We start from the raw sequence: 12,479 nt of genomic DNA on the forward strand, positions 1-12,479 counted from the left end.
ACAACGTTCACATCAAATTGTCAGCATTTTTTTTTTTAAAAACCTCTAATTACAACATTAAAGATACATGTGCTTTTTTACGGCCCTCTTCTAAATCCAGGAAGATAGAATCCGCAACAGAAAGCTTCTCATGCTGTGTTTGATCCTGCTGAATAGCATAGCAAATCAAACCTGCGGCTTTAGCTGCCCTTAAACCATTTATCGTATCCTCAAAAGCAATACACTCGTCTTTCTCAACACAAAGCTTAGATACACATAGATTATACCCTTCCGGATCAGGTTTGGAGTTGATTACATCCGTTCTGGTCACCATCACATCAAAAAATTCGGCCAGGTTGTTTCTCTTAAAAATTAAATCTACCTCAAACTGTGGACTGGCGGTAACCAATCCCAACTTCAAGCCTTCTTCTTTAAAAAACTGAAGCGTTTCCAGCGCATAAGGCATCAGATTAATCGTCTTGGTCTCCAAACCTACCATACTCATTCGTTCCCTCCAGGCCATCAAATCTGCCAGGGGAACATCAAGCTGGTAACGTTCTTTAATATTTTTGCTGTTTACCGGAAGTGGAAAGCCCGCATAGCCTTTTAACCAATCCGCATAAGTCATTTCGTACGAAAATGTTTTTAGAATTTCATTCCAGCATTCGAAATGAAAATATTCTGAATCAATCAATGTACCGTCAAGATCGAACAATACAGCTTTAAGTTTCGGCATACAAGGGTTTTATTTTATAAAATTAGCAAATTAAATCTGATTCGGTTTCTTTAGCGGAAGCGAAAAACAAAAAGTAGACCCTTGTCCCTCCGCACTGTTCACCCATAGCTTACCACCTTCCCGTTTAATAATTTCCGCAGAAATAAACAGACCCAGGCCCAAACCGGGGAAGGTATGTTGCAAATGCCCGGTGACTCTGTAAAACTGTTCAAATACTTTCTCCAGTTTATCTTCAGGGATACCAATTCCCTTATCTTCTACGCATACCACAATTTCATCATCCTTGATTTCGCTGGATACATTAATCACACATTCTGCAGGTGAATATTTAATGGCATTAGAAATCAAATTGGTCACCACCTGCCCTATCCGCTCCTCATCACCAGTAATGACACCCACTTCTTTAAAATGCTCCCTAATGACATGTTTATCTGTTGTACGCTGTAATTCTTCAATCACAAACCTCAGCATCCCGTTAAAATCAAAATCCGAAGAGTTAAATTCAAGCCGGCCGGAATTCATCTTCGTTACGTCCAGCAAATCGCCAATAAGATTGGTTAAACGCTTCAACTGAGCATCCATCTTCATCATCATCTCAGCCTCCTTCACATCCCCTTTTTGTAATAGAATTTTCTGCATAACCTGGGTATAAGCCTTCAAACTCGTTACCGGGGTTTTCAGTTCATGACTTGCAATAGCCAAAAAATCATCTTTCTGCCGCTGCAGGTTCTTCTGCTCTTCTAAAGCTGCCTGAAGCCGCTTATTGATGGAAAGCAATTCTTTTTCTGTATTCTTTTTATCAGTAATATCCAGTACAGTTCCAATATTTCTCACTGCTCTTCCATCTCCATCATAGTATATTTTACCTTCCACTCTTATCCAGCGAACGGATTGGTCGGGCCAGATCACCCTTACTTCATAAAAAAGCTGTCCGGTTTCAATGGCCCTTCTGTGTGCATCAATTCTGATCGCTTTATCATCGGCATGAATTACCGCAGCAAATTGCGCTCTGCTAGCCTTTGCTTCGAAACCAAAAATCGTATTGAAACGATCCGAAGTAGACATCTTACTGGTAAACAAATTCATATCAAAAGTGCCTAACTTCACCGCATCCGCCGCGAGCCGGGCCCTTTCTTCGGCATCTTCCAGCAGAGAACGGGCTTTGGTTTCTTCAGTAATGTCTTGCAGAATCCCGTTAAACCTGGTAGGACGATTGTCTTCATCAAAAAGAGCCTTTCCTCTGGCCAGCACAATTCGTTCTTTACCAGATAATGGACTGATAATGGTATAAGAAATATTATAAAGACCTCCTGAAGAAAAGTGTAAAGCATTTTGAATAGCATCACTCACCTTTTGCCTGTCTTTTGCCGCAATTACACCAATTGCATCTGCCAGATCAATATCTTCGCCGTTCCCACCCAGTCCAAACCATTCTCTTAGCCTCTGGTTTCCGCTAAATTTAAACGTTTTTATATTGAGGTCCCATGTGGCCAGTTCAGCCGCATTCACAGCAAACTCCAGCTCAGTCCTGCTCTCATTGAGTGCTTTTAAAACGCCTTCCTCATCAAAATTCTTGTGGATATCTGCTAGATCATTCATTGTATATCAGAATTATTTAATCAGAGTAACGATTAAAATTAAAACTTATTTACCGAAATGAGGAAAAAGATCTGATATCTTGTTAAAAAGAAAGCAAAGTTAAGAACAATTCATTTTTATAAAAAGTAAAGAAAATTCCGGATAAATGATAGCAATCATACCTTCAGAATGACTTTAGTCATGGCATAATAAAGTAATTTTCCCCATCTTTAACTAAGAAAAATAATCATGAACAACACTACATATAGCACCGCTGAAGAAGCCGTTAAAATCATACAGTCCGGAAGTCGGGTATTTATTCACGGTAGTGCAGCAACCCCTGTACACCTGGTCAAAGCACTGCAGCAAAGGCATCAGGAACTTAAAAGGGTAGAGCTAGTCAGTATAACCACCTTAGGAGATGCTGATTTTAACGATTCCAGCTATAAAGAAAGTTTCTTCTTTAATTCCCTGTTTGTATCCGCAATTACACGTGCCATTGTGAACAGTTCTCATGGAGATTACGTACCGGTTTTTCTAAGCCAGATTCCTAAACTCTTTAGAGAGGGATTTTTACCCATTGATGTAGCATTGGTACAGGTTTCGCCACCAGATGTACATGGATACTGCTCCCTTGGAACTTCAGTAGATATTGCACGCGCCGCAGTAGATACCGCCAAACATGTTATTGCACAAGTAAACCCCAATATGCCGCGGACACACGGGGATGGATTTATACATATCAACAAGATCCATACACTGGTTTGGCATGAATCGTTCTTACCTGAAGTAGATTATTCCACAAAAACTACTGAAGCCATGGTCACCATCGGTCATCATATTGCTTCTTTGGTAGAAGATGGAGCAACCTTACAGCTGGGTATAGGAGGCATTCCAGATCAGGTGCTAAAAAATCTTAGCGGACACAAAAACCTTGGTATTCATACAGAAATGCTTTCTGATGGTGTAATTCCGTTAATTCAGAGTGGTGTAATCAACAACAGCCTAAAAAAGATCAACAGAGGTAAGTCCATTACAGGTTTCATGATTGGCACCAAAAAACTATATGATTTTGTAAATGACAACCCGAGCATTCGCGTAATGGATATCTCTTATGCCAACGACACCAGTATTATTCGTCAAAACCCGAAAGTTACTGCCATCAATTCCGCTATAGAGCTGGACCTGACCGGTCAGGTGTGTGCAGATTCCATGGGTACTTACCAATATTCGGGTATTGGCGGACAGATGGACTTTATACATGGTGCTTCCCTGTCACAAGGCGGAAAACCCATCATAGCCCTTCCTTCAGTTACCTCCAAAGGCATTTCCCGGATCGTACCCTTTTTAAAAGAAGGCGCAGGTGTGGTGACCACAAGAGGCCACGTAAACTGGGTGGTCACAGAGTACGGGAAGGTGAACCTTTTTGGCCTCAGTTTAAAACAAAGAGCCAGGGCGCTCATCAATCTGGCCCACCCTATGCACCAGGAAACACTCGAAAAAGCCTACCACGACCGATTTTAATTAACCCGGTCCAAAGGCTTTCTTTGATGACCGGCAGCCGTTTTGTATTGACTTGGCGATTGTCCGGTTACCGATTTAAATTGAGTAGATAAATGGGCACTACTGCTATAGCCCATTTTAAAAGCGATCTCATTCAAGTTCAGTTCCCCATACTGGATCAGTTCCTTCACTTTCTCAATCTTCTGCTGAATGATATACTTTTCTATCGTAATTCCCTCTGTATCAGAAAACAATCTACTCAGATAAGTATACTCTTTGTGGAGCTGCTCCGCTATCAGGGTCATCAGACTTTGATGAACCGAATTCAGATCAGAATAATGGACCAGTTCAATCACTTTCGTTTTGATTTGCTCTACCAACTGGTCTTTTTGTTTATCAATCAATTCAAAGCCCAATACCTGCAAAGCAGATGCAATAGTTTGCACCTGCTCTTCTGTGGGTTCATGGTCAATATCCACCTTACCCAAACTAATGTCCTTTACCTTAAAATTTAAGTTTTCCAACTGCTGACGAACAATCAGTATACAGCGGTCACAAACCATATTTTTAATGTGTAACAGCATATTTAGATTTTTTCTGCTTTAAAGCCTGCTTTATCCAGTATATTAATCACCTCCGGAGCACTCGCACTTCCTTCAACAGTCAATACTTTATCTGCACTATCTACATCTACTTTCCAGGATTGGACAGTATTGAGATCATTTAAAAAAGGGGTTACAGTTGCTATACAACCACCACATTTTATATTGGTTTTGAATTTTAATGTTTCCATATTTTATAAAGTTAATGATTAATTCAATTTTGCTAGTTTTAAACGTATACTATTACTCACCACAGACACAGAACTGAGCGCCATAGCTGCACCAGCAATCATCGGGTTCAGTAAAAAGCCATTTACAGGGAACAATACACCAGCTGCAAGCGGGATACCAATCACATTGTAAATAAAAGCCCAGAATAAATTCTGCCTGATGGTTTTAACCGTCTGCTTTGACAAACGTAATGCTTTAGGTATTTGCTGTAAGTCTGAGGAAATCAATGTCATTTTTGCTACATCTATAGCAATATCAGAACCTTTTCCCATAGCAATAGAGACATCTGCCTGGGCGAGGGCCTGGCTATCATTGATACCGTCTCCCACCATAGCCACCACTTTACCTTCTTTCTGCAATTGTTGTACAAATGCTGCTTTTTCCGAAGGCAATACCTCCGCTTGATAGTGGGAAATACCTGCCTGTGCGGCTACTGCAGATGCCGTTAGTTGGTTATCTCCAGTAAGCATATAAACCGTAATGCCCTGATCCTGCAAAGTCTTCACCGCAGCTGCAGAACCTGCCTTAATCTGGTCTGCAATAGAGATAACTGCATGTACCTTGCCCGCCCCACCAAAATATATAATCGTCTGAGGCCCGCTGCCTAATTCCTTGATTTTTTGAGACAAGTCATAAGGTAATTCAAGTTTAAATTCAGTTAAAAGACGATGGCTTCCTGCAAAATAATTCTCTCGGCCAAATATGCCTTGTACACCTTTTCCTGTCAGGCTCTCAAAACCAGACAAATCAATATCACCCTGCACCTGCTGATTCAGATAGCGCACAACTGCCTCAGCCAGAGGATGCTCAGATTGTTTTTCTAAAGCCAGGAAGATCCGTTCCAGTTCCATCTTGTTATTCAAAGCTTCAGCCGACCAGACCAACCCTGTAACTTCGGGCTTACCCTCAGTAATGGTACCCGTTTTATCCAGTAAAATTGCATTTACTTTGTAAGCCGACTCCAGGGCCTCTGCATCTTTAATGAGGATTCCATTTTCAGCACCTTTACCAATCCCCACCATGATAGCTGTTGGCGTGGCTAAACCAAGGGCACACGGACAAGCAATGACCAGTACAGTAACCATAGCCATTAAGCCATGGGTAAAACCTGTAGCGCCACCAAAAATCATCCAGGCGCCAAGCGTAAGTATCGCGATAAAAATGACCACAGGAACAAATATACCTGCAATCCGGTCAACCAACTTCTGCACCGGCGCTTTAGAACCTTGTGCATCCTGTACCAGTTTAATAATTTGGGCCAGCATGGTCTCTTCACCTACCTTTTCCGCCTGAAACAGAAAACTCCCTTTCTGGTTAATAGTTCCTGCGAATACCTTTGCTCCTGTTTCTTTCAATACCGCAACAGGCTCTCCTGTAATCATGCTTTCATCTACATAAGAACTCCCATCATAGAGCACGCCGTCAACCGGAATTTTTTCTCCAGGGCGCACCCTAAGTTTATCCTCTTGACGGACCTGAGCCACAGGCACTTCCTGCTCACCTGCCTCCGTAATCAAATGAACTGTTTTAGGCTGTAAACCAATTAGTTTCTTAATCGCAGTTGAAGTATTAGATTTAGCATTTTCCTCCAATAATTTACCCAGCATGATAAACACGATTACTACCGCAGCAGCTTCAAAATAAACATGTGGGTGCAGCCCTCGGGAATGCCAAAAATCAGGATAAAAAGTATTGAATACACTAAATAGCCAGGCAATACCCGTACTTAAAGCTACCAAAGTATCCATATTCGCCATTCCGTGTTTGGCTTGCTTCCAGGCATTGACAAAGAAGTTTTTGCCAAACACAAAAAGAACAGGTGTCGACAGTACCAGCATCATATAATTAGCATACGGCATATCCATCAGAAACATACCAATAATGACCACGGGTAATGCCAGTACAGCCGCAGCAATTGTTCGTTTTTTTAAAGCGCTATAGTTTTCAGACTGCAAGGCCTCCTGCTTCTCTTTTGCGCCCTCCACATCCAGGATAAGATCATAACCTACAGACTGCACGGCGGTTTTAAATGCTTCAGGTTCGGTTTCCTGTGGATAATAATTTACCTTAACCTGTTGCGTAGCATAATTGACCTCTGCTCCAGTAACTCCTGGCAATGCCGCGATAATAGACTGTACGCTAACGGCACATCCTGCACAGGTCATACCCAGTACAGGAAGTGATAAAGTTTGTATAGATGCGTGCTCCGACATGATTTTAAATTTTATATCACAAAGATACCACCTCAAAACTGCCCGCACTTACATCCTGTTGCGGTATTTTTATATAATTAGAATAGCTCCTAACGCAGCCATAGAGATAAATAACCATAAAGAGACCCCCTGGAGCAAAGGCCTGAACCCAACTGATTTGATCACTGCCAAAGACAAACCACTCCCAATGAAGAAAAGTGTTAACGTAAGGCCAGCTTTAGAGGCCATCAGCAAATAAGGAGTCCAGGGATGAATCTGTGTAAAATAAGTATTAGCCAGCATGGCCATGACAAATAAACCTATAAAATAAGGGATTTGAATCTTAGCCTTTGCAGTTTTAAAGAGCATTGCTGTACCTAATGCTACAGGAATGATCCATAGAGCCCTGGCCAGTTTAACTGTAGTTGCAATTTGAAGGGCTTCATTTCCATATTTACTTGCCGCTCCTACTACAGAGCTGGTATCATGTATTGCAATAGCACACCACATTCCAAATTGAGTCTGAGAAAGATTAAAAATATGGCCAATTACAGGAAAAATAAATAAAGCCACAGAATTCAATATAAAGACTGTTCCTAAGGCTACAGAAATCTGTTTCTCATTGGCTTTCATTACCGGAGAAAGTGCTGCAATAGCACTTCCGCCGCAAATCGCTGTACCGGCAGAGATGAGAAAAGAGGTTTTGGGATTAATTTTCAGGAGTTTCATGAGCAAATAGCCAAATCCCAGAATACTGGTTATAGAAACAATGGTAAAAAGAAAACCTTCCATCCCTACTTTCATGGCAGTATATACGTTCATACCAAAACCTAATCCCACTACAGAGATCTTAAGCAAAAGCTGCGTAGCTTTCTGATTGAAAACCGGTAAAGGATGGTCCGCAATTTGTGCAAAGAAAATCCCGAGTAGTAAGGCCAATGGTGGAGACATCCAGGGGAGTAAACAGACAATAGCACAGCAGAAATATAGAAATTTCGGAAACGATGGGTGTTGTATAAGCTTCATTTTGTTGTTTTTTATGAAGCAAAATTACCTCAGTAAAGCTTTGGAAGCATATTCCTATAACTGATCAGCCATAACTACAGGTTATGCAGCTGCCTGGAATAGCGCATAAAAATTTCGGCTAAGCCGTCGGCTTTTCCTTTAAGATGAATAAAGTAAAAGTTCCGTTCTATGCTGAGATCCTTTACCTCCACAACCCGCAATACACCTGTTTGCAGTTCTTTCAAAACAGAATGTATCGAGAGAAAAGCCAGTGCACCAGAGTGGACCAGATAGGACTTAATACTTTCAGTACCACCCAATTCCATTTCCACTGGAAGATCGGCAAGCTTAATACCAAGTGTTTTCAGCGCGTGATCTATAACTTCAAGTGTTCCAGAGCCCTGCTCCCTAAGGACGAATGCATATTGTTGTAACTGCGCCGCTTCCAGTTCTCCTTGCTTGGCCAGCGGATGATCTTTACCACAGACCAGTACGATTTCATCTTTAATAAACTCGGTGTACTGGATTTCCTGATTTTTTGATTTTCCTTCTACAATACCGAGTTCAATATCTTTGTCGAGCAGGTATTTTTCAATTTGTTCGGTATTGCCGCTAATCAGCTTAAGCTGAATATCGCTGAATTTCCTCCTGAATTTAGCCAACATGGGCGCAATAACGTATTGCGCGATAGTGGTGCTTGCACCCAGATGCAAACTCCCCTCCTTTTTATGCACCAGAGCATTCATTTCAAAATCAATGGTTCTGTAAATAGCGAACAAAGTCTCCGCATGTTCCAGCAGCAATTGGCCAGCAGCCGTGAGCTGTATGTTATTGCCTTTTCTTTCAAACAGTTTATTCTGGTATTGTTGTTCCAGCTCATGGATATGTTTCGTTACCGCTGGCTGGGTAATAAATAAAGCTGCAGCAGCCTTGGTAAAGCTCAATCTTTTTGCCACTGTATAAAAAACCTCTAACCTGAAATCTGCCATGCGTTTTACGTTGATTCTGACCCAAAAATACGCTTTTTAGAATTCTTTAAGGCTAAATTCACAAAATGGGCGGATCAGTACAATCCCTTCTCCAGGTCCAGCAGCCATTGTTAGTTCCATTATTCTTCTTCTAATGACAAAACTATTATCCTATTTAAGACCGGACAACCGGAAACTTGACAAGTATTTAAATAATACCCATGAAATCATCGCAATAGTGCTATAAAAACACATATTAATTAAATTATCCTCACTTAGAATTCTTAGGTAAAATCAAAGCCATATTAACCGCCTCAGCCAACTGTGCATCAAGATCAGCTGCAGTTAGCAAATTACTCGGAGAAGTAGTCTTTAGTGCAGCGAATCGAGTCACATTTAAATTAGAAGCATCTCTCTTTTCGGATACATGACGGTCTGCCGATCCACTTAATTTCAAATAAGAATCATCTTTAATCACAGTATAAAGATCTTGCGCAACCACCTTAACATCAATTTTTGCCTGATTTTCCGCAAAAACCTGGAGTACAGGAACAGTAAAACAACCACTTGTTTTTACAATAGCATTTTCAGAAGCATCAATCCTCATCAGGTTTTTAACTGTCAGATAAACAAATGACGGCTGGCTACTTTCAGAACGAATGAATAATTTACTTCCGTTTCTTTTTAAATATACTTTAGCCTCTGACTGGCCAGTTTCCACACGAATTTTCTCCTGGTCCCCCTGTCTTAGATAAATGGTTACATTTCCTATTACCCTGATCATTGACGTACCAGACACCACAGAAGCTATGGTTGTTTTTGTATTAGCCTCCTGAGCAGAAGTATTAAACGCAGAAGAAGTTAAAATAACAGCTGTTAAAGCAGTTGCGAATAAGGTTTTGATAGCAGTTTTCATATCTGTATGTTTTAAGTTTTTTTTAATTCTCTTTGTACATAAGACACCCTCAAACCGGGAACGTTTCACCGGTTTTATCGCTATTAGACCAACAGGACTGTAACCATCGACGAACAGTCATATATTCACGACCAGCTCAGCCTTTTCTTGTTGGCTTCCTCTCAAAATCATCCATGACCAAATAATAAAGTGCTTGATATCTGCAATTTGCCAGAGAAAATTTCACCCTGCTGATGAGGCGGCCTCAGAGATCTGCGAGCTTCTTTAGCCCGCCTGATATCGTCTGCCCCGAAGCAGCAACGTGAAATTGTCAATTTTCAAAATTAAAGGAACAACCACGTAGGGGTAAAACCTGAGTTTGTTGTCACACACCAAAAATAGAACAAATGAAATCTTTACTTTACTACAAACAACCACTATCCTTTCGTTTTAAAACCATAGCAAGCGGCATTATAATTTCATTAACCGTGTTTTCACTACAAGCACAAGACCGAAAACGCACCAAGGTACACATTGGGCTGGTCTATCCGGTAAGCAGTAACGGCAGCAAGGCCGGACTGGACACCAATAACCTTTCCCTGAACCTGATTGCCGGACTATCCGCAGCAGAAGAAGGCGTTGCCGTGGCTGGCCTGAGTAATATAGTCCGTGATCACTCCAAAGGTATACTGGTTGCAGGATTCTCCAACCACGTTCGTTATTGTGCTGAGGGCACAACAGTATCGGGCTTTCTGAACTCTTATGGCTCAGGGAAGGGTGTTGCCGTAGCTGGCTTTGCAAATATTTCCGGCGATATGAATGGCCTGCAACTAGCCGGTTTCATGAACAAAGCCGGTAATACCTCTACCCAGATCTCCGGATTTATGAATATAGCAAAAAAGGTTAAAGGTGCCCAGATCTCTGCCTTTATGAACGTAGCCGACAGCTCGGACTATCCAATTGGCTTTTTAAACCTGATTAAAAACGGCGAAAAAAGCATCAGTGCCAGTATAGACGATAACCAAACCTTGCTGCTATCCTTCCGTTCTGGTGGAAAATTCCTCTATGGAATACTGGGTATAGGGTATAATGTTAAAAATGATAAAGAGGTTTATGCCTTTGAGGCCGGTCTGGGTGCACATTTGCTACATTACAATACCTTTCGACTCAATTTGGAGCTGGCTTCAACAGGTCTAACGCGCTTTAAAAGCGAAGGAACCTTTAAATCCTCCATCAGGGTACTTCCAGCCTGGAGAGTCAGTTCCCGTATAGAGCTTTTCGGGGGCCCGTCACTCAACCTGATCAATGCAGATAGTGAAGAAGGAAGGGACATGGTTCACAGTTACATGAGAAGATGGGACAGCAGCAACAGCAGCCGGTTTACCGGGCTTTACCTCGGTTACATCGCTGGAGTACAAGTCTTATTCTAGTAGCTGGTCCGGATTTTCCAAATAAACCTAGAGATCTTATGTTATCAAGAGCAGAAAAAAAAGAGAAGAAAGTCATTAGATTTACATCAGTGTGCACAGGATATCTGCTGATGAAACTCATCTTGTTCTGTACAGTAAACAGAGACAAGCTCTACAGAAAAAAACGGACCTTACAAAACAGGAATGCCTGGGAGGAGATCATCAAGATTATTGGTCTAACACTTTTGATGTGCACTTCCATAGTTGAACAAGCCTATCCAAAAGAACTCCGAAAATCTATAATAGAAACTGATGCCTGCACAATTATCTACGAATTGAATTATAATGCAGATGGTACCCTATGTAGTAAGGAACCGGTAAAGAGCAGCCTCACCAGGTATTCCGACACCGGTAAAAGAAGAGCGCTAAGTCCCGCGGAAAGAAAATACGCCTATGGGCTATTGACCCGGCCAATTGGAAATGATGAATATGAAATCCGCTTGATCGCCTATAAACAATTACCCCTGTATTTAAAAAAATCAGTAACAGATCACCAGTACAGAATTTATATAAAGGACCAAGGCCAAGACCATCTGTTAAAAAGGGTTTTTGTGAGTATGGATGAACACTTTCGCTGGTTTCCGATGATTCGTTACATAGACCTGATACCCATTCAAAACAGCAATGGAAAAGAAATTTTACAAAGGATTAATATATAAAAACCAGGTTCAAAGATACCACAGTACAAATTGCTGCAGCAATGAAATTCTGATATCTTTGAACAACAATTAAAAAAGTGGAATTAACTAAAAGCACCAGCCGGCCGGCCCCTAGTCTGTATGATGACCAGGCCTTTGAAAAGTTATTCAAAGACCATTACAAAGCCCTGCATGTTTATGTCAATACGATGATCAGAGACGATGAAATGGCAGAAGAAATTGTACAGAACATGTTTATGAGGTTTTGGGAGAAACGTGAATTGCTAAATATTGACCTTTCTGTAAAAGCATATTTGTACAAATGCGTATACAACGATACCCTGAATTACCTGAAACACCAGAAGGTCAAAGCCCGTTACCAGGAACATGCGGCTTTCAGCCTGAACTATAGTGAACCTGCCTCGCATAAGGCAGAATTGAATGAGCTGGAATGGAAGCTTCAGGAAGCGCTGAAAGACCTGCCTGAACAATGCAGGACTATTTTCCAAATGAGCCGTTTTGAGGAACTAAAATACAGGGAAATTGCAGAACAGCTTGGACTGTCTATTAAGACAATCGAAAACCAAATGGGAAAAGCCTTAAGGATCTTAAGGTTGAAATTAGTAGATTTTTTAGCCCTTATTTTAATAGGGATCATATTTTATAAAGATTTTTTGAATTAG

General features: G+C 41.2%; 12 protein-coding genes. 4 read left to right on the forward strand and 8 right to left on the reverse strand.

From position 1 onward, the window contains the following. Positions 1-49: 49 nt before the first annotated feature. Together DBR11_RS05440 and DBR11_RS05445 are read right to left on the reverse strand one after the other, a co-directional pair. Complete coding sequence (locus DBR11_RS05440) at positions 50-715, reverse strand: HAD family phosphatase (protein ID WP_108550594.1); 666 nt, start codon at positions 713-715, stop codon at positions 50-52. Positions 716-745: 30 nt separating this feature from the next. Beyond that, on the reverse strand, positions 746-2,314 hold the full coding sequence (locus tag DBR11_RS05445; protein ID WP_108550595.1) for an ATP-binding protein: 1,569 nt from the start codon (positions 2,312-2,314) through the stop codon (positions 746-748). A gap of 228 nt (positions 2,315-2,542) precedes the next feature. Here DBR11_RS05445 and DBR11_RS05450 point away from each other — a divergent pair, with 228 nt between their 5' ends. Further along, positions 2,543-3,817: an acetyl-CoA hydrolase/transferase family protein gene (locus DBR11_RS05450; RefSeq protein ID WP_108550596.1), complete on the forward strand. Its 1,275-nt coding sequence runs from the start codon at positions 2,543-2,545 to the stop codon at positions 3,815-3,817. Here the strand turns inward: DBR11_RS05450 and DBR11_RS05455 are convergent. From DBR11_RS05455 to DBR11_RS05480, 6 genes are all read right to left on the reverse strand, one after another. Then, on the reverse strand, positions 3,814-4,380 hold the full coding sequence (locus tag DBR11_RS05455) for an AraC family transcriptional regulator (RefSeq protein ID WP_108550597.1): 567 nt from the start codon (positions 4,378-4,380) through the stop codon (positions 3,814-3,816). The two genes, DBR11_RS05450 and DBR11_RS05455, sit on opposite strands and share 4 nt — an antisense overlap. Positions 4,381-4,382: 2 nt before the next feature. Continuing rightward, complete coding sequence (locus tag DBR11_RS05460) at positions 4,383-4,589, reverse strand: heavy-metal-associated domain-containing protein (RefSeq protein WP_108550598.1); 207 nt, start codon at positions 4,587-4,589, stop codon at positions 4,383-4,385. Between the two features lie 18 nt (positions 4,590-4,607). Continuing rightward, on the reverse strand, positions 4,608-6,842 hold the full coding sequence (locus DBR11_RS05465; RefSeq protein WP_108550599.1) for a heavy metal translocating P-type ATPase: 2,235 nt from the start codon (positions 6,840-6,842) through the stop codon (positions 4,608-4,610). Positions 6,843-6,911: 69 nt separating this feature from the next. Next, a complete protein-coding gene (locus DBR11_RS05470) occupies positions 6,912-7,847 on the reverse strand; it encodes a YeiH family protein (protein WP_108550600.1) in 936 nt (311 codons plus the stop codon). A gap of 74 nt (positions 7,848-7,921) precedes the next feature. After that, the gene (locus DBR11_RS05475; protein ID WP_108550601.1) at positions 7,922-8,815 is read right to left on the reverse strand and encodes a LysR family transcriptional regulator; all 894 of its coding nucleotides are present in this window, start codon (positions 8,813-8,815) and stop codon (positions 7,922-7,924) included. Between the two features lie 250 nt (positions 8,816-9,065). After that, complete coding sequence (locus tag DBR11_RS05480; protein WP_108550602.1) at positions 9,066-9,710, reverse strand: GIN domain-containing protein; 645 nt, start codon at positions 9,708-9,710, stop codon at positions 9,066-9,068. Between the two features lie 386 nt (positions 9,711-10,096). Here DBR11_RS05480 and DBR11_RS05485 point away from each other — a divergent pair, with 386 nt between their 5' ends. The 3 genes from DBR11_RS05485 to DBR11_RS05495 all read left to right on the forward strand — a co-directional run bounded on the left by DBR11_RS05485 (position 10,097) and on the right by DBR11_RS05495 (position 12,479). Then, positions 10,097-11,119: a hypothetical protein gene (locus DBR11_RS05485; protein WP_108550603.1), complete on the forward strand. Its 1,023-nt coding sequence runs from the start codon at positions 10,097-10,099 to the stop codon at positions 11,117-11,119. 38 nt (positions 11,120-11,157) lie between these two features. Then, positions 11,158-11,817 (forward strand): DUF4833 domain-containing protein, encoded by a 660-nt coding sequence (locus tag DBR11_RS05490; RefSeq protein ID WP_158275216.1) that lies wholly within the window; start codon positions 11,158-11,160, stop codon positions 11,815-11,817. Between the two features lie 77 nt (positions 11,818-11,894). After that, the gene (locus DBR11_RS05495) at positions 11,895-12,479 is read left to right on the forward strand and encodes an RNA polymerase sigma-70 factor (protein ID WP_108550605.1); all 585 of its coding nucleotides are present in this window, start codon (positions 11,895-11,897) and stop codon (positions 12,477-12,479) included.

This window comes from Pedobacter sp. HMWF019, assembly GCF_003061025.1.
In the GTDB taxonomy this organism is placed as follows: domain Bacteria; phylum Bacteroidota; class Bacteroidia; order Sphingobacteriales; family Sphingobacteriaceae; genus Pedobacter.